We start from the raw sequence: 18,586 nt of genomic DNA on the forward strand, positions 1-18,586 counted from the left end.
GTGAAGATCGTCTCTCTGATACGCACCCGCTGGCGCTGGCTGGCGGGTGTGCCTCTTCTCTTTGTGCTGCTGGTTATCGCCGCCGATAAAATCTGGCCACTGCCCCTGAATGAGGTGTCACCCGCGCGGGTGGTGGTGGCCGAAGATGGCACGCCGCTGTGGCGTTTTGCTGATGCCGACGGTATCTGGCGCTATCCGGTCACTATCGAAGAGGTCTCGCCGCGCTATTTACAGGCGCTTATCCAGTATGAAGATCGCTGGTTCTGGGACCATCCCGGCGTTAACCCCTTCTCTATTGCGCGCGCGGCCTGGCAGGATCTGCGCTACGGACGCGTGGTTTCCGGCGGCAGTACGCTTACCATGCAGGTGGCGCGTCTGCTTGACCCGCATCCGCGTACCTTTGGTGGCAAAGTTCGCCAGCTGTGGCGGGCGATGCAGCTGGAGTGGCATCTCTCCAAGCGCGACATTTTGACCATTTACCTCAACCGCGCGCCCTTTGGTGGCACTCTGCAGGGGGTAGGTGCGGCGAGCTGGGCCTATCTCGGTAAACCGCCCTCAAAGCTGAGCTATGCGGAAGCGGTGCTGCTCGCTGTGCTGCCACAAGCACCGAGCCGTTTACGGCCGGATCGCTGGCCGCAGCGGGCGCAGGCGGCGCGCGATAAAGTGCTGGATCGCATGGTGACGCAGCAGGTGTGGCCGGTGGCGCAGGTGAAAGAGTCGCGCGAAGAGCCGGTGTGGTTAGCGCCGCGGCAGATGCCGCAGTTGGCCCCGCTCTTTGCCCGCCGCATGCTGGGTGCCAACAAAAAGCTGAAGGTGACCACCACGCTGGACGCCAGCCTGCAACGACAGCTGGAGGAGCTGGCGCTGAGCGTCAAATCCCGGCTGCCGATGCGCAGTTCGCTGGCAATCATCGTGGTCGACCATACGGATATGAAAGTGCGCGGCTGGGTGGGGTCGGTGGATATCAACGACGACAGCCGTTTCAGCCATGTCGATATGGTCAGCGCCGTACGCTCACCGGGCTCGGTGCTGAAACCCTTTATCTACGGCCTGGCGCTGGACGAAGGGCTGATTCACCCCGCATCGTTGTTGCAGGATGTGCCGCGGCGTGTCGGGGATTATCGCCCCGGTAACTTTGACAGCGGTTTTCATGGCCCGGTGAGCATGAACGAGGCGCTGGTACGCTCGCTCAATCTGCCTGCGGTTCAGGTGCTGGAGGCCTACGGGCCGAAAAAGTTTGCCGGTAACCTGCGTAATATCGGGCTGCCGCTGATGCTGCCCGCCGGGGCTGAGCCAAACCTCTCGCTGATCCTCGGCGGCGCGGGCGCGCGGCTGGAGGATATCGCTGCCGCCTACAGCGCTTTTGCCCGCGAAGGTAAAGCGGGCAAGTTAAGGCTGACGCCCGATGAGCCGCTGACTGAACGCCGCCTGATGTCGCCGGGCGCGGCGTGGATTATCCGCCGGATTCTGGCGAATGAAGCGCAGCCGGTGCCGGATAGCGCACTGCCGCAGGTGGTGCCGCTGGCGTGGAAAACCGGCACCAGCTACGGCTACCGCGATGCCTGGGCCATCGGCCTCAACTCCCGGTATGTGATCGGTATCTGGACCGGTCGCCCGGACGGCACGCCGGTTGCCGGGCAGTTTGGTTTTGCCAGCGCTGTGCCGCTACTCAACCAGGTGAACAACCTGCTGCAACCGCGCTCTGCGCTGGACCAGGCGCGTTTGCCACGCGACCCGCGCCCGGCATCGGTGAGCAGCGGGGTGATCTGCTGGCCGGGCGGGCAGAGCCTGCCTGCCGGAGACAGCAACTGCCGCCGCCGCCTTGCTACCTGGTTACTTGATGGCAGCCAGCCGCCGACGCTGTTAATGCCGGAGCAGGAAGGGCTGCACGGCATCAGTTTTCCGCTGTGGCTGAACCATCAGGGGCGGCGTGTGGCGGCGGATTGCCCGGATGCGCAGCAGAAAAACTGGATCGTCTGGCCGCTGCCGCTTGAGCCGTGGCTGCCGCCCGGCGAGCGCCGCGCCGCGCGCTTACCGCCTGCGGACCATGTTTGCCCGCCGCGGGATGAGAACGCCCCGCCGCCGCTGTTGTTAAATGGCGTGCGCGAAGGGGCGGTGATCAAGCGCGTACCCGGTCAGGATTTTGCGATTCTTCCTCTGCAAAGCAGCGGCGGGGAAGGGGGACGCTGGTGGTTTTTGAACGGTGAACCGTTAACGGCGCGCGGCACTCTACTGAGCCTGAAGCTTGATAAAGCCGGTGACTATCAACTGGTGGTAATGGATGAGGCGGGGCAGGTCGCTGCCGTGCAGTTTACGGTGCAATAGGGCGAGAAAGGGCACCTTCAGGTGTTGGTGTTGCTCAAACTCGTCTTATTTTAAAAAAATGTTACCTTAATCCATAGGCAAGACCGGTGTTGCTCTTTATAATCCGCGCCACACCTATTCAGGGCAACAGAACAACTTACTGAGGTAATCATGGCTATTGAACGTACTTTTTCCATCATCAAGCCGAACGCGGTGGCAAAAAACGTTATTGGTAACATCTTCTCTCGCTTTGAAGCGGCAGGTTTTAAAATCGTTGGCACCAAAATGCTGCACCTGACCGTTGAGCAGGCGCGCGGCTTCTACGCTGAGCACGAAGGTCGCCCGTTCTTTGATGGTCTGGTTGAGTTCATGACCTCCGGCCCGATCGTGGTTTCCGTACTGGAAGGCGAAAACGCCGTTCAGCGTCACCGCGACCTGCTGGGCGCAACCAACCCGGACAACGCACTGGCCGGTACCCTGCGCGCAGATTACGCAGACAGCTTCACCGAGAACGGTACCCACGGTTCCGACTCCGTTGAATCTGCTGCTCGCGAAATCGCTTACTTCTTCGCTGAAGGCGAAGTTTGCCCGCGCACCCGTTAATTTCCGGTTAACTGTGTAACGAGATTTACACTTTAATTGGTAAATGCCGCGTCCAGGCGTGGTATCTGTGCGACAGAATTTGTACAATGTTGCGCCCCAGGATGAGCTGAAGCTTGCCTGGGGCGCTTCTTTTTAACCCTCCACGGGCCACAACGTGTAATAACGAGGCCGGAATAAAATATGTCTGAACAAATTGCCATGTCTGAGAGCGACGCTCTCACGGTTCCAAATAAAGATGCAAAAATTAACCTGCTGGATCTTAACCGTCAGCAGATGCGTGAGTTTTTCAAAAACTTAGGCGAAAAACCGTTTCGCGCCGATCAGGTGATGAAGTGGATGTATCACTACTGCTGCGACGACTTTGATGAGATGACCGACATCAACAAAGTGCTGCGCGGCAAGTTAAAAGAGGTTGCGGAGATCCGCGCCCCTGAAGTCGTCGAAGAGCAACGCTCTTCTGATGGCACCATCAAATGGGCTATCGCCGTCGGCGATCAGCGCGTTGAAACCGTCTATATCCCGGAAGAAGATCGCGCGACGCTCTGCGTCTCCTCCCAGGTCGGTTGTGCGCTGGAGTGCAAATTCTGCTCCACGGCGCAGCAGGGCTTTAACCGCAACCTGCGCGTATCGGAAATCATTGGCCAGGTGTGGCGCGCGGCGAAAATCATTGGCGCTGCCCGTGTGACCGGCAACCGCCCGATCACCAACGTGGTGATGATGGGCATGGGCGAACCGCTGCTGAACCTCACCAACGTGGTGCCAGCGATGGAGATCATGCTGGATGACTTCGGCTTTGGTCTCTCTAAACGTCGCGTGACGCTTTCGACCTCCGGCGTTGTTCCAGCGCTCGATAAACTCGGCGATATGATTGACGTTGCGCTGGCGATCTCACTGCATGCGCCGAATGACGCCATTCGCGATGAAATTGTGCCGATCAACAAAAAGTACAATATCGAAACCTTCCTCGGGTCGGTGCGCCGCTACCTGGAGAAGTCCAACGCCAACCAGGGCCGCGTGACCATTGAGTATGTGATGCTGGATCACGTCAATGACGGCACCGAACACGCCCATGAGCTGGCCGAGCTGCTGAAAGATACGCCGTGCAAGATCAACCTGATCCCGTGGAACCCCTTCCCGGGCGCGCCGTATGGCCGCAGCTCAAACAGCCGTATCGACCGTTTCTGCAAAGTGCTGATGAGCTACGGTTTCACCACCATTGTGCGTAAAACCCGTGGCGACGATATCGACGCCGCTTGTGGTCAGCTGGCGGGCGAGGTCATCGACCGTACCAAGCGCACGATGCGTAAACGTCTGCAGGGCGAGCCGATCGCGGTTAAAGCGCTGTAAGCGTGACTGCGGCGCGAAGTTGGTGCCGCAGGTTTGGAATATGTTGAATATTTGGCCTGCTTATATAGAGGCCGTTAATAATTACGGTGCGTTTCCTCTTACTTTGAGGCAGTATGTAATGCTGGAACAACGGCTTAGCAAATAGTGCTGAAAGCCGTCCTGTTATCACGAACCTGACAGTCTTATACTGTGGGTCTACGTTTAACTGACCCGGATTTTTCGCGGCGTGTGTAGGTTATGCGGTTACGCGCGCCTGTGTGTTTACTTTTCACGTACCAGTAGTTGTAGCGAATGAATACTGAAGCCACTCAAGACCAAAACGAAGCACAATCCACGGGCGTTCGTCTGCGCAATGCTCGTGAGCAACTTGGACTCAGCCAGCAAGCGGTTGCCGAACGCTTGTGCCTGAAGGTCTCCACGGTACGCGATATCGAAGAGGACAGGTCGCCTGCCGATCTGGCATCCACCTTTGTGCGCGGTTATATCCGCTCCTATGCTCGCCTGGTGCACATTCCCGAAGAAGAGCTGCTGCCGATCCTTGAGAAACAAGCGCCGATTCGCGCGGCTAAAGTCGCACCGATGCAGGGCTTTGCGCTGGGTAAACCGCGCAAAAAACGCGACGGCTGGCTGATGAGCGTCACCTGGCTGGTGCTGTTTGTAGTCGTCGGCCTGACGGGCGCCTGGTGGTGGCAAAACCACAAAGCGCAGCAGGAAGAGATCAGCACCATGGCCGATCAATCCTCCGCCGAGCTTAATGCCAGCAACGGCCAGAGCGTGCCGCTGGATAACCAGGCTGCCTCTACCCCGGTGGACAACGGTTCCACCCCGGTTGAAACCCCGGCTCCGACCAACAGCACGCAGGCACCTTCAACCACCTCGCCTGCCACCACCGCTAACCAGAACAGCGTGGTTCCGCCTTCGCAGGCGAACGTTGAACCTTCTTCCCAGCAGCCTGCTGCTACCGCCAATAACGCCTCTCAGCTGCCAATCGATCAGGCGGGCGTAGCGGGTGCATCTGCCGACGCGAACGCGCTGGTGATGAACTTTAATGCCGACTGCTGGCTGGAAGTGAGCGACGCGACCGGTAAAAAACTCTTTAGCGGTATGCAGCGTAAAGATGCCACCCTGAATCTCACCGGCCAGGCACCCTATAAACTGAAAATTGGCGCGCCGTCGGCTGTGCAGATCCAGTTCCAGGGGAAACCTGTCGATCTGAGTCGTTTTATCAGAACTAACCAGGTTGCGCGTCTGACCCTCAATGCCGAACAATCAGCAGCACAGTAACAGACGGGCAACGCGGGAGATCATTCATGCATAACCAGTCGCCGATCCAACGGCGGAAATCAAAACGGATTTATGTTGGTAATGTGCCGATCGGCGATGGGGCTCCCATCGCCGTGCAGTCTATGACAAACACCCGCACCACGGATGTTGAAGCAACGGTCAACCAAATCAAAGCATTAGAGCGCGTCGGCGCAGACATCGTGCGTGTCTCGGTGCCGACGATGGACGCGGCAGAAGCGTTCAGGCTTATCAAACAGCAGGTGAGTGTCCCGCTGGTGGCGGACATCCACTTTGACTATCGCATTGCGCTGAAAGTCGCCGAGTACGGCGTCGATTGCCTGCGCATCAACCCCGGCAATATCGGTAACGAAGAGCGTATTCGCAGCGTTGTCGACTGCGCGCGCGATAAAAACATCCCGATCCGCATCGGCGTCAACGCCGGTTCGCTGGAAAAAGATCTGCAAGAGAAGTATGGCGAGCCGACGCCGCAGGCGCTGCTCGAATCGGCCATGCGCCATGTGGATCATCTCGATCGCCTCAACTTCGACCAGTTCAAAGTGAGCGTGAAAGCCTCTGACGTCTTCCTTGCCGTTGAGTCCTATCGTCTGCTGGCGAAGCAGATCGATCAGCCGCTGCATCTGGGGATCACCGAAGCGGGCGGCGCACGCGCAGGCTCAGTGAAATCGGCGATTGGCTTAGGCCTGCTGCTCTCGGAAGGGATCGGCGATACGCTGCGTATTTCGCTGGCGGCGGATCCGGTTGAAGAGATCAAAGTCGGTTTCGATATCCTCAAATCCCTGCGCATCCGCGCGCGCGGCATCAACTTTATCGCCTGCCCGACCTGCTCCCGTCAGGAGTTTGACGTGATTGGTACGGTCAACGCGCTGGAGCAGCGGCTGGAAGATATCATCACCCCGATGGATGTTTCGATTATCGGCTGCGTGGTGAACGGGCCGGGCGAAGCGCTGGTCTCAACCCTTGGCGTGACCGGCGGGAATAAGAAAAGCGGCCTGTATGAAGATGGCGTGCGTAAAGATCGCCTCGATAACGGCGATATGATCAGCCAGCTTGAGGCGCGTATTCGTGCGAAAGCCGCGATGCTGGATGAGACGCGCCGTATCGACGTCATGCAGGTAGAAAAATAAGGGTGCCGCCAAGGCTGGCATCCCGTGTATCATGAGCCCGCCCGGCGCGACCGCTTTTGTCGCCGCCCTGAGGGTTCATTTTTTGTATTAATAAAGAGAATAAACGTGGCAAAAAATATTCAAGCCATTCGCGGCATGAACGATTATCTGCCTGGCGAGACCGCCATCTGGCAGCGCATTGAAAGCAGCCTGAAGAACGTGCTCGGCAGCTACGGTTACAGTGAAATCCGTTTGCCGATTGTAGAGCAGACCCCGTTATTCAAACGCGCGATCGGCGAAGTGACCGACGTGGTTGAAAAAGAGATGTATACCTTCGACGACCGCAATGGCGACAGCCTGACGCTGCGTCCGGAAGGTACCGCGGGCTGCGTACGCGCCGGCATCGAACATGGTCTTCTGTACAATCAGGAACAGCGCTTGTGGTACGTCGGGCCGATGTTCCGCTACGAGCGTCCGCAGAAAGGGCGCTACCGTCAGTTCCATCAGCTGGGTGTGGAAGTGTTTGGCCTGCAGGGGCCGGATATCGACGCCGAGCTGATTATGCTCACCGCGCGCTGGTGGCGCGAGCTGGGCATCGCTTCTCACGTTGCGCTTGAGCTTAACTCCATCGGCTCGCTGGAAGCCCGCGCGACCTATCGCGACGCGCTGGTGGCGTTCCTGGAGCAGCATAAAGATAAGCTCGACGAAGATTGCCTGCGCCGCATGTACAGCAATCCGCTGCGCGTGCTGGACACCAAAAACCCGGATATTCAGGCGCTGCTGAACGATGCGCCGAAGCTGGGCGATTATCTTGACGATGAGTCACGCGAGCACTTTGCCGGTCTCTGCGCTTTCCTTGACGCAGCGGGCATCGCCTACACCGTTAACCAGCGCCTGGTGCGCGGTCTCGATTACTACAACCGCACCGTGTTTGAGTGGGTGACCAGCAGCCTCGGCGCGCAGGGCACCGTCTGCGCCGGTGGCCGTTACGATGGCCTGGTTGAGCAACTCGGCGGTCGCGCGACGCCAGCGGTTGGCTTCGCGATGGGTCTTGAGCGACTTGTTTTGCTGGTTCAGGCAGTTAATCCGGAATTTAAAGCCGAATCCGTTGTCGATATTTACTTGGTGGCGTCTGGCGCTAACACGCAATCCGCAGCGATGCTGCTGGGTGAGCAGGTGCGCGATGCGCTGCCTGGCGTGCGGCTGATGATGAACCACGGCGGCGGCAACTTTAAGAAGCAGTTTGCCCGGGCAGATAAGTGGGGCGCTCGCGTCGCGCTGGTGCTCGGCGAGTCTGAAATTGCCGACGGAAATGTTGTGGTGAAGGATTTACGCTCTGGTGAGCAGAGTACGGTAACGCAGGATAGCGTTGCGGCGCATTTGCGCACACTACTGGGCTAATCTCCCCGGTGATTTATCGTTAAGGAGAAGGACTGCGTGGAAATTTACGAAAACGAAAACGACCAGGTAGACGCGATTAAGCGCTTCTTTGCCGAGAATGGCAAAGCGCTGGCCGTTGGGGTTGTACTGGGTATCGGCGCGCTGGTGGGCTGGCGTTTCTGGAACAGCCATCAGGCGGACAATGCGCGCGAGACCTCGCAGGCGTATGAGAGCGCGGTAAGCGCGCTGCAGGCCGGCAAACAGGACTCCTATGCCGCGGCGGAAAAATTCGCTGCTGATAACAAAAACAGCTACGGTGCGCTGGCTTCGCTTGAGCTGGCTCAGCGTTACGTTGAGAAGAACGATCTGCAAAAAGCCGCTGCACAGCTGCAACAGGGTCTGGCTGCGACCGACGATGAGAATCTAAAGTCGATGATCAATGTCCGTCTGGCGCGCATTCAGGTACAACTGAAGCAGCAGGACGCGGCGCTGAAAACGCTGGATGCCGTGAAAGGTGAAAGCTGGTCGGCCATCGTTGCGGATCTGCGCGGCGAAGCGTTGCTGAGCAAAGGCGACAAAAAAGGTGCGCGCACCGCATGGGAAAACGGCATTAAAAACAATGCTTCTCCTGCGCTGAGTGAAATGATGCAGATGAAAATTAATAATTTGTCCATCTAAGAGGGACCCGATGCAATTGCGTAAATTACTACTGCCAGGGCTGCTTTCCGTCACGTTATTGAGCGGCTGTTCCCTCTTCAACAGCGAAGAAGATGTTGTCAAAATGTCGCCGCTGCCGGTGGTTGAAAACCAGTTCACGCCGACAACGTCGTGGAGCACTTCCGTCGGTAACGGTATCGGCAAGTACTACTCCACCCTGCACCCGGCCTTTGCCGATGGCGTGGTTTACGCCGCCGATCGTCATGGCGTGGTGAAAGCGCTCAGCATTGATGATGGCCGTGAAATCTGGTCGGTAAACCTGGCTGAGAAAGATGGCTGGTTCTCCACCCGCGCCGCGCTGCTCTCCGGCGGTGTGACCGTTTCCGGCGGTAAAGTCTACATCGGTACCGAGCAGGCGCAGGTGTATGCGCTGAACGCCAGCGATGGTTCCGTTGCCTGGAAAACCGGCGTGGTGGGTGAAGCTCTCTCTCGCCCGGTAGTCAGCGATGGTCTGGTGCTGATTCACACCAGCAACGGTCAGTTGCAGGCGCTGAACGAAGCGGATGGCGCGGTGAAGTGGACCGTTAACCTCGATATGCCGTCGCTCTCCCTGCGCGGTGAATCTGCGCCGACTACCGCGTTTGGCGCTGCCATTGTCGGCGGTGATAACGGACGCGTCAGCGCCGTGCTGATGCAGCAGGGCCAGTTGATCTGGCAGCAGCGCATCTCCCAGGCGAATGGCCCGACCGAAATCGATCGCCTGAGCGACGTCGATACCACGCCGGTAGTAGTGAATGGTGTGGTTTACGCGCTGGCGTATAACGGTAATATGACGGCGCTGGATCTGCGCAGCGGCCAGATCATGTGGAAACGCGATCTTGGCTCGGTAAGCGATTTTGTGATTGATGGCAACCGTATCTACATCATCGATCAGAACGATCGCGTGCTGGCCCTGAGCACAGATGGCGGCGTAACGCTGTGGACGCAGAGCGATCTGCTGCACCGCAACCTGACCTCTCCGGCGCTCTATAATGGTTATATTGTGACCGGCGATAGCGAAGGCTATCTCCACTGGATTAACGTCGAAGATGGTCGTTTTGTTGCCCAGCAGAAAGTCGATAGTTCCGGCTTCCTGACCGAGCCGGTTGTGGCTGGCGGCAAACTGCTTATCCAGGCGAAAGACGGCACGCTGTACGCCCTCACGCGCTAAGTGCGCTGAGAGTGTCGTATCTGAAAGACGGCTCCTGTTGCAGGAGCCGTTTTCCTGTTTTTAAAACGCCGCGTAAATCGTGACGTTTTGCTAATGAATTTTCTGCAATGAGGCTTTAAACATGGTACCTGTGGTCGCGCTTGTCGGGCGCCCTAACGTTGGGAAATCCACGCTATTCAACCGTCTTACTCGCACCCGTGATGCGCTTGTAGCGGATTTTCCGGGTCTGACTCGTGACCGTAAGTACGGTCGTGCTGAAGTAGAAGGCCGCGAATTTATCTGTATCGATACCGGCGGTATCGATGGCACCGAAGATGGCGTTGAGACGCGCATGGCGGAGCAGTCGCTGCTGGCGATTGAAGAAGCGGACGTCGTGCTGTTTATGGTCGATGCCCGCGCCGGGCTGATGCCGGCCGATATCGCTATCGCCAAGCATCTGCGCTCGCGCGAGAAGGCTACCTTCCTCGTCGCCAACAAAACTGATGGTCTCGACCCGGATCAGGCGGTTTCTGACTTCTACTCCCTTGGCCTTGGCGAAATTCACGCCATCGCCGCTTCACACGGACGCGGCGTCACCAGCCTGCTTGAGCATGTGCTGATGCCGTGGATGGACGAGCTGAACCCGCCGGAAGAGGTGGATGAAGAGGCTGAGTACTGGGCGAAGTTTGAAGCCGCGGCGAACGGTGAAGCCGAAGAGCCGGAAGACGATTTCAACCCGCAGGATCTGCCGATCAAGCTGGCGATTGTCGGGCGTCCTAACGTCGGTAAGTCAACGCTCACTAACCGCATTCTCGGTGAAGACCGCGTCGTGGTGTATGACATGCCGGGCACCACCCGCGACAGCATCTACATTCCGATGCAGCGCGATGAGCGCGAATATGTCCTGATCGACACCGCCGGCGTGCGTAAGCGCGGCAAAATCACCGACGTGGTCGAGAAGTTCTCGGTTATCAAAACCTTGCAGGCGATTGAAGACGCCAACGTGGTGATGCTGGTGATTGATGCCCGCGAAGGCATCTCTGACCAGGATCTCTCCCTGCTGGGCTTTATCCTCAACAGCGGCCGCTCGCTGGTGATTGTCGTCAACAAGTGGGACGGCCTGAGCCAGGAAGTGAGAGAGCAGGTGAAAGAGACGCTTGATTACCGCCTCGGCTTTATCGACTTTGCGCGCGTGCACTTTATCTCTGCCCTGCACGGCAGCGGCGTCGGAAACCTGTTCGAATCCGTACGCGAAGCCTATGACAGCTCTACCCGCCGCGTCAGCACTGCGCTGCTGACCCGCATCATGAACATGGCGGCAGAAGATCACCAGCCGCCGCTGGTGCGTGGCCGTCGCGTGAAGCTGAAATATGCCCACGCCGGTGGTTACAACCCGCCGATTGTGGTGATCCACGGCAACCAGGTGAAAGACCTGCCGGACTCTTACAAGCGCTATCTGATGAACTACTTCCGCAAATCGCTGGAAGTGATGGGTACTCCGATCCGTATCCAGTTCAAAGAGGGCGAGAACCCGTTTGCTGACAAGCGCAACACCCTGACGCCGAACCAGTTACGTAAGCGTAAGCGCCTGATTAAGCACCTTAAGAAAGGTAAGTAACCGTTCACTTCACCCGCCGCTGGCGGGTGTTTTGTTTCTGAGGGTGTATCATTAGGTCAATCTTAAGCGATTGTGAGGAGTGCGTGATGCAACTGAACTGCCCGACTTGCCACGGTGAGCTTGAACTCGCCGGAACCATGGCGCACTGCGCCACGTGCAATAAAGATATGGAGGTGAATGCCGCCTGCCCGGAGTGTCACCAGCCGCTTGAGGTGTTAAAAGCCTGTGGCGCGGTGGACTACTTCTGCCAGCACGGCCACGGGCTGATTTCCAAAAAACGAGTCGAATTCACCCTGCGTTAAGGCTTGCAGATACAGCCTTCGCCTTCGCGCCACAGCTCAACGAACGACGGCGGCGCTTTGCTCTCCGGGATCAGCAGCAGCATATCCGTCTGCCGCGTGGTCCAGGTGATCTGCAAACGGTAAAAGCGCTGGTCGCCGCGCCCCGGGGAGTCAGCCTGACCGGGAGGCTGCGCCAGCGGTAACGCCTGGTGCAGGATCTCGATCAGCCGCTGACGCTGCTCGTCGGTCAACTGGGCGATAACAATCCGCCTTCGCCCGGCGAGCATCGGGATATAAGCCACGCCGCCTTCACGGGCCAGCTCGACAACCGCATCGTCGGTCAGTTCGGGTTCGTTCATCATAAGACTCCGACATCTTTCCACGCCTGTTCGATAGCCGCTGCCACCGCTTTACCGGAACGTTTTTCGCCGTGATGAATGGTCAGTTTTGCGAAGGCGGCAAAATCGGCGTTTTGCGCCAGCTGGCGATCGCAAACCGTATCGTACCAGGCGTAGCCCGCTTTTTCCCACGCATAACCGCCAATCTCCGTGGCCGCGAGATAAAAGGCGCGGTTCGGGATACCGGAGTTGAGGTGCACGCCGCCGTTATCTTCGCGGGTTTTAATAAAGTCCTTCATGTGTGCGGGCTGCGGATCTTTACCGAGCAGCGGATCGTTATAGGCGGTGCCCGGCGCGGACATCGAGCGCAGCCCTTTGCCGTTGATACCTTCGGCTAACAGCCCTTCGCCGATAATCCAGTCTGCCTGGTCTGCGGTTTGTTTGAGGTGGTACTGTTTGACCAGTGAACCGAAGACATCCGACAGGGATTCGTTCAGCGCGCCCGATTGTTCAAAGTAGATCAGCGCCGCTTCCGACTCGGTGACGCCGTGGCTTAGCTCATGCGCCACCACATCAATAGCGATAGTAAAACGGTTAAAGATTTCACCATCGCCATCGCCAAACACCATCTGCTGACCATTCCAGAAGGCGTTCTGGTACTCCTGGCCGTAATGCACCGTGCCGCTCAGCACCAGACCCTTGTTATCCAGCGAGTTACGTTTCCACTCTTTCCAGAAAAAGTCGTGGGTGACGCCGAGGTAGTCGTAGGCTTCATCAACGGCGACATCGCCATTCGAAGGCTGGCCCTCATAACGCACCTGCTTACCCGGCAGGCTCTCTTTGTTATGCGCATCGTAGATATCGCGCACCAGTTCGCCCGGCGAATTCGCCTGCGGAGCGCTCGGTTTACCGTGGCTGTGCGCCATCAGCGTCTGGACATGCATCAGGGTTTGTTTCGCGCAGCGCTTCTGGACTTCAGAGCCCTGGTCAATGATGCGACGGAGAATGTAGGGGGGAATAACGGTGTGCGGGAAGCGAGTGGTCATGTTGATCTCCTTGATAAAATCAAAAGAACAACAAAAGTATAGGTCGCCTCACCGCATTAAGAGTTTTAACTACGGGGTTTTTCGTTTTCTCGGTTGTTTCACCGGTGTGACAATGCGCACTTCGCTCTCGACCCAGCCATCATTCAGGCGGGTGGTGAGCGTATCGCCCGCTTTCACCTGCTTAGTCTGTTTCAGCACTTTCCCGTCGGTGGCGGTCGTGACGCTGTAGCCACGCGCCAGTGTCGCCAGCGGACTGACGGCTTCCAGATGGGTGAGGGCGGTGCCGAAGCGCTCGCGCGTGCTGCCAAGACGATCGCGAATCGACTGGCTCAGGCGATACTCAAGCTGCTGCACCCGCGTTTGCGCCCGGTGAATGCGCGGCTGCGGGTTGTGATGATTGAGTCGTTGCAGCACGCGCTGCTGACGCGTGTTCGCGCGCTTAAGCTGCGTATCCAGCGCGTTGTGCATGCGCTGCTGCAAGCGGTCGAGCACCGTCTGCTGACGCGCCAGGCGCAGCTGCGGGTGCTGCTGTTGCAGTCGGTGATGAAGCTGGGCAAAGCGGCGGTTGCGCCCTGCCAGATAGTAATCCATCCCCATCTCCAGACGCTGCTGCATCGCCTGCACCTGGCGCAGCAGTTCAAGCTGGTTACGGCTGACAATCTCCGCCGCTGCCGACGGGGTTGGCGCGCGCAGGTCGGCAACGAAATCGGCGATGGTGACATCCGTCTCATGGCCGACGGCGCTGACAACAGGAATTCGGCTGGCAAAAATGGCGCGCGCGACGCGTTCGTCGTTGAAACTCCAGAGATCTTCCAGCGAGCCGCCACCGCGCCCGACAATCAGCACATCACATTCGTCACGGCTGTTAGCAAGGGCAATGGCGCGCACGATTTGCGCCGGTGCATCTTCGCCCTGTACGGCGGTCGGGTAGATCACCACGGGGAGCGACGGATCGCGGCGTTTCAGCACATGCAAAATATCGTGCAGCGCGGCGCCGGTTTTTGAGGTGATCACCCCAACGCAGTGCGCCGGTGAGGGGAGGGGATGTTTAAATTGCTGATCGAACAGCCCTTCCGCTGCCAGCTTGGCTTTCAGCTGCTCATACTTCTGCTGTAACAGCCCTTCACCCGCCGGTTGCATGCTCTCGACGATGATTTGGTATTCACCGCGCGGCTCATACATCGTGATGTTGGCGCGCACCAGCACCTGCTGCCCATGCTGCGGGCGGAAGGTGACGCGGCGGTTGCTGTTGCGGAACATGGCACAGCGCACCTGGGCGGTGTCATCTTTTAAGGTGAAGTACCAGTGACCGGAAGCGGGCTGGGTAAAGTTGGAGATTTCGCCGCTGATCCATACCTGGCCCAGCTCGCGTTCCAGTAGCGATCGCACCGTCTGGTTAAGGCGGCTGACAGTATAAATGGAGGGAGTTTGCAATGAGGACATGTGAGCCAGATCAAATTCTAAATCAGCAAGTTATTCGGTCGATAGTAGCTTGATGCCACCCAATTACAAGTATTTTTCCAAAAAAGTGTAGATGCAATCGGTTACGCTCTGTATAATGCCACGGCAATATTTAACCACCCAGGTCAGAGATATTGCCCATGCTACGTATCGCTAAAGAAGCTTTGACGTTTGACGACGTCCTCCTCGTTCCCGCCCACTCCACTGTTCTGCCGAATACCGCCGATTTAAGCACTCAGCTGACGAAAACCATTCGCCTGAACATTCCTATGCTCTCTGCGGCAATGGACACCGTAACGGAAGCGCGTCTGGCGATCGCCCTCGCACAGGAAGGCGGCATTGGCTTTATTCATAAAAACATGTCTATCGAGCGCCAGGCAGATGAAGTCCGCCGCGTGAAGAAACATGAGTCTGGCGTGGTAAAAGAGCCGCAGACCGTGCTGCCGACGACAACTCTTCGCGAAGTGAAAGAGCTGACCGAGCGTAACGGCTTCGCCGGCTACCCGGTTGTTAACGAAGAGAACGAACTGGTTGGCATCATCACCGGTCGTGACGTGCGTTTTGTTACCGATCTCAACCAGCCGGTAAGCGTTTATATGACGCCGAAAGAGCGCCTGGTAACGGTACGTGAAGGTGAAGCGCGCGAAGTCGTCTTCGCCAAAATGCATGAAAAGCGCGTCGAAAAAGCGCTGGTGGTGGACGACAGCTTCCATCTGCTCGGCATGATCACCGTAAAAGATTTCCAGAAAGCAGAACGTAAACCGAACGCCTGTAAAGATGAGCAGGGTCGTCTGCGCGTTGGCGCAGCGGTCGGCGCGGGCGCGGGCAACGAAGAGCGCGTTGATGCGCTGGTTGCCGCCGGTGTTGACGTACTGCTGATTGACTCCTCCCATGGCCACTCTGAAGGCGTGTTGCAGCGTATTCGCGAAACGCGCGCCAAATACCCGGATCTGCAAATCATCGGCGGTAACGTCGCTACCGGCGCAGGCGCTCGCGCGCTGGCTGAAGCTGGCGTCAGCGCGGTGAAAGTGGGTATCGGTCCTGGTTCTATTTGTACGACCCGTATTGTGACTGGCGTGGGTGTTCCGCAGATCACGGCCGTTTCCGACGCGGTTGAAGCGCTGGAAGGGATGGACATCCCGGTTATCGCCGATGGCGGCATCCGCTTCTCTGGCGATATCGCTAAAGCGATCGCCGCTGGCGCAAGCGCGGTAATGGTCGGCTCCATGCTGGCAGGCACCGAAGAGTCCCCGGGCGAAATCGAACTCTACCAGGGCCGCTCTTACAAATCCTATCGCGGGATGGGCTCGCTGGGCGCGATGTCCAAAGGCTCCTCCGACCGCTACTTCCAGACCGATAATGCCGCCGACAAACTGGTGCCGGAAGGTATCGAAGGCCGCGTAGCGTACAAAGGCCGTCTGAAAGAGATCATTCACCAGCAGATGGGCGGCCTGCGTTCCTGTATGGGTCTGACCGGCTGTGGTACTATCGACGCCCTGCGCACCAAAGCGGAGTTCGTGCGCATCAGCGGCGCGGGCATCCAGGAGAGCCACGTTCACGACGTGACCATCACCAAGGAATCCCCGAACTACCGCATGGGTTCTTAATGCAATTCGCGCCCGGTTTTTGCCGGGCGTTGACTTTTCAATCTCGCTCTTTGCCTCGGAACTAACGTCAATGACGGACAATATTCATAAACATCGCATTCTTATCCTCGACTTTGGCTCGCAATACACTCAGTTAGTCGCACGCCGCGTGCGTGAACTCGGCGTCTACTGCGAACTGTGGGCGTGGGATGTCACTGAAGCGCAGATCCGCGACTTCAACCCAAGCGGCATCATCCTCTCCGGCGGCCCGGAAAGCACCACCGAAGAGAACAGCCCGCGCGCGCCGCAGTACGTTTTCGACGCCGGTGTGCCGGTGCTCGGCGTCTGCTACGGCATGCAGACCATGGCGATGCAGCTTGGCGGCCACGTTGAAGGCTCTAACGAGCGTGAATTTGGTTACGCGCAGGTTGAAGTGCAGACCGAAAGCGCGCTGATCCGTGGGATTGAAGATGCCCTGACTGCAGACGGCAAAGCGCTGCTGGACGTGTGGATGAGCCACGGCGATAAAGTGACGGCGATCCCGTCCGGCTTTGTCACCGTTGCCAGCACTGAAACCTGCCCGTTCGCCATTATGGCTAACGAAGAGAAGCGTTTCTACGGCGTGCAGTTCCACCCGGAAGTGACGCACACCCGCCAGGGGCTGCGTATGCTGGAGCGCTTTGTGCGCGATATCTGCGAGTGCGAAGCACTGTGGACACCGGCAAAAATCATTGATGACGCTGTTGAGCGCATCCGCCAGCAGGTTGGCAACGATAAAGTGATCCTCGGCCTTTCCGGCGGCGTGGACTCCTCCGTCACCGCGATGCTGCTGCACCGCGCGATTGGCAAAAACCTGACCTGCGTCTTCGTCGATAACGGCCTGCTGCGCCTGAACGAAGCAGAGCAGGTGCTGGATATGTTCGGCGACCACTTTGGTCTGAACATTGTTCACGTTCCGGCAGAAGAGCGCTTCCTCGGCGCGCTGGCGGGCGAGAACGATCCGGAAGCGAAGCGTAAAATCATCGGCCGCGTGTTTGTGGAAGTATTCGATGAAGAAGCGCTGAAGCTGCAGGATGTGAAGTGGCTGGCTCAGGGCACTATCTACCCGGACGTGATTGAATCCGCAGCCTCTGCAACCGGTAAAGCGCACGTTATTAAGTCTCACCATAACGTTGGCGGCCTGCCGAAAGAGATGAAGATGGGTCTGGTTGAGCCGCTGAAAGAGCTGTTCAAAGATGAAGTGCGTAAAATCGGCCTCGAACTTGGCCTGCCGTACGACATGCTGTTCCGCCATCCGTTCCCGGGCCCGGGCCTCGGCGTTCGCGTCCTCGGCGAAGTGAAGAAAGAGTACTGCGACCTGCTGCGCCGCGCTGACCATATCTTTATCGAAGAGCTGCGCAAAGCCGATCTCTACAACAAAGTGAGCCAGGCGTTCACCGTCTTCCTGCCAGTGCGTTCCGTTGGCGTGATGGGCGATGGCCGTAAGTATGACTGGGTTGTCTCCCTGCGCGCGGTCGAAACCATCGACTTTATGACCGCCCACTGGGCGCACCTGCCGTATGACTTCCTGGGCCGCGTCTCTAACCGCATTATCAACGAAGTGAACGGTATTTCCCGTGTCGTATATGACATCAGCGGGAAGCCGCCGGCTACGATTGAGTGGGAATGATCGGATAGCTTTTTCCGAGTTTTTCAGAGAACTAAATTAAATATAACCCACTGTTTATACGGTGGGTTTTTTATATTTGGCGCTATAAGAATTATATTAGTGGAGCACTTTATATTCAGGATTCGCGAATTTAAACAAGTCTGTAATAGCAGGCTTACTCTATTTTGACTCTTTTAGGAGCGATTGCGGATAGCGAAATCATAAAGCTTGTTAATGCGGCAATGATTAACGGGAAAATAAAGGCGTCGGATGTTCTGAGTGGGTTTTTAATATCAAACAGGATAACAATAAAAAAAGCGCTGGTTGCAAAGGTTGAGGATGAATAAACCTCATTCATTTTGAACTGGAGTTTATCAAGCGAGAAGGGCGGAGTCTCTTTGCATAAGGCATCCCAAATGAGATGCACTGCGAGATAACCTGTACACAGGATGAAATAAAATCGGGTTAACTCCTGTGTATTCTGCGGTGCAAGCCAGTCAAAAAAGTGCATTTTAGTGAGCAGACTTCCTTGCAGCATAGAGCGCAGGCAGGGCAACAGCACCTGCTAAAGCAAAGCTGTATGCGATACCTGCCGTAACGGTGAAAGCTGGAATCAGAAATGACAAGCCGCCGGGAAGGGCAAATCCTAAACCTGCACCACCAATGATCGCTTTCATCAGCGTAATCACATTGATTTCCATACTTCCTCCCATATCCCAA

The 18,586-nt window shown here is 57.5% G+C and carries 17 protein-coding genes; 12 read left to right on the forward strand and 5 right to left on the reverse strand.

Annotated features, from left to right (window positions below; genetic code table 11):
* The 10 genes from pbpC (at position 1) to IAE50_RS12940 (ending at position 11,808) form a co-directional block, all read left to right on the forward strand.
* Entirely contained in the window at positions 1-2,325 is a 2,325-nt protein-coding gene (gene pbpC / locus IAE50_RS12895; RefSeq protein WP_200580425.1) for a peptidoglycan glycosyltransferase PbpC, read from the forward strand.
* A 150-nt stretch (positions 2,326-2,475) separates the two neighbouring features.
* Positions 2,476-2,907 carry a nucleoside-diphosphate kinase gene (gene ndk / locus IAE50_RS12900; RefSeq protein ID WP_023481239.1) on the forward strand — a complete coding sequence of 144 codons (432 nt, stop codon included), beginning with the start codon at positions 2,476-2,478 and terminating at the stop codon, positions 2,905-2,907.
* Between the two features lie 180 nt (positions 2,908-3,087).
* Positions 3,088-4,254, forward strand: a complete 1,167-nt coding sequence (locus IAE50_RS12905) for a bifunctional tRNA (adenosine(37)-C2)-methyltransferase TrmG/ribosomal RNA large subunit methyltransferase RlmN (protein ID WP_094421564.1) — start codon at positions 3,088-3,090, stop codon at positions 4,252-4,254.
* A 291-nt stretch (positions 4,255-4,545) separates the two neighbouring features.
* Complete coding sequence (rodZ, locus tag IAE50_RS12910; protein WP_200580426.1) at positions 4,546-5,538, forward strand: cytoskeleton protein RodZ; 993 nt, start codon at positions 4,546-4,548, stop codon at positions 5,536-5,538.
* A 26-nt stretch (positions 5,539-5,564) separates the two neighbouring features.
* Entirely contained in the window at positions 5,565-6,683 is a 1,119-nt protein-coding gene (gene ispG, locus IAE50_RS12915) for a flavodoxin-dependent (E)-4-hydroxy-3-methylbut-2-enyl-diphosphate synthase (protein WP_023481201.1), read from the forward strand.
* A 105-nt stretch (positions 6,684-6,788) separates the two neighbouring features.
* Positions 6,789-8,063, forward strand: coding sequence for a histidine--tRNA ligase (gene hisS, locus IAE50_RS12920; protein WP_023481178.1), 1,275 nt, complete (start codon positions 6,789-6,791; stop codon positions 8,061-8,063).
* A gap of 36 nt (positions 8,064-8,099) precedes the next feature.
* A complete protein-coding gene (locus tag IAE50_RS12925; RefSeq protein ID WP_023481162.1) occupies positions 8,100-8,720 on the forward strand; it encodes a YfgM family protein in 621 nt (206 codons plus the stop codon).
* A gap of 10 nt (positions 8,721-8,730) precedes the next feature.
* A complete protein-coding gene (gene bamB, locus IAE50_RS12930) occupies positions 8,731-9,909 on the forward strand; it encodes an outer membrane protein assembly factor BamB (RefSeq protein ID WP_042713913.1) in 1,179 nt (392 codons plus the stop codon).
* 121 nt (positions 9,910-10,030) lie between these two features.
* Positions 10,031-11,506, forward strand: coding sequence for a ribosome biogenesis GTPase Der (gene der, locus IAE50_RS12935; protein WP_023481267.1), 1,476 nt, complete (start codon positions 10,031-10,033; stop codon positions 11,504-11,506).
* An 86-nt stretch (positions 11,507-11,592) separates the two neighbouring features.
* The gene (locus IAE50_RS12940; RefSeq protein WP_124967593.1) at positions 11,593-11,808 is read left to right on the forward strand and encodes a zinc ribbon domain-containing protein; all 216 of its coding nucleotides are present in this window, start codon (positions 11,593-11,595) and stop codon (positions 11,806-11,808) included.
* On the opposite strand, the gene IAE50_RS12945 is transcribed toward IAE50_RS12940, so the two are convergent.
* The 3 genes from IAE50_RS12945 to xseA form a co-directional block, all read right to left on the reverse strand.
* Complete coding sequence (locus tag IAE50_RS12945; protein ID WP_042713916.1) at positions 11,805-12,146, reverse strand: protealysin inhibitor emfourin; 342 nt, start codon at positions 12,144-12,146, stop codon at positions 11,805-11,807. The genes IAE50_RS12940 and IAE50_RS12945 overlap by 4 nt on opposite strands.
* On the reverse strand, positions 12,146-13,171 hold the full coding sequence (locus tag IAE50_RS12950; protein WP_200580427.1) for a M4 family metallopeptidase: 1,026 nt from the start codon (positions 13,169-13,171) through the stop codon (positions 12,146-12,148). Before IAE50_RS12950 ends, IAE50_RS12945 begins: the two co-directional genes overlap by 1 nt.
* Before the next feature lie 69 nt (positions 13,172-13,240).
* Positions 13,241-14,614 (reverse strand): exodeoxyribonuclease VII large subunit, encoded by a 1,374-nt coding sequence (gene xseA, locus IAE50_RS12955; RefSeq protein WP_200580428.1) that lies wholly within the window; start codon positions 14,612-14,614, stop codon positions 13,241-13,243.
* Between the two features lie 158 nt (positions 14,615-14,772).
* Here xseA and guaB point away from each other — a divergent pair, with 158 nt between their 5' ends.
* Positions 14,773-16,239, forward strand: a complete 1,467-nt coding sequence (guaB, locus tag IAE50_RS12960) for an IMP dehydrogenase (RefSeq protein ID WP_023481215.1) — start codon at positions 14,773-14,775, stop codon at positions 16,237-16,239.
* 70 nt (positions 16,240-16,309) lie between these two features.
* On the forward strand, positions 16,310-17,887 hold the full coding sequence (gene guaA / locus IAE50_RS12965) for a glutamine-hydrolyzing GMP synthase (RefSeq protein ID WP_042716372.1): 1,578 nt from the start codon (positions 16,310-16,312) through the stop codon (positions 17,885-17,887).
* Between the two features lie 154 nt (positions 17,888-18,041).
* On the opposite strand, the gene IAE50_RS12970 is transcribed toward guaA, so the two are convergent.
* On the reverse strand, positions 18,042-18,377 hold the full coding sequence (locus IAE50_RS12970; RefSeq protein WP_232045292.1) for a hypothetical protein: 336 nt from the start codon (positions 18,375-18,377) through the stop codon (positions 18,042-18,044).
* Position 18,378: 1 nt separating this feature from the next.
* Positions 18,379-18,567 (reverse strand): hypothetical protein, encoded by a 189-nt coding sequence (locus tag IAE50_RS12975; protein WP_023481154.1) that lies wholly within the window; start codon positions 18,565-18,567, stop codon positions 18,379-18,381.
* Positions 18,568-18,586: the final 19 nt, after the last annotated feature.

Source organism: Kosakonia sp. S42 (genome assembly GCF_016624785.1).
Taxonomy (GTDB): Bacteria; Pseudomonadota; Gammaproteobacteria; order Enterobacterales; family Enterobacteriaceae; genus Kosakonia; species Kosakonia cowanii.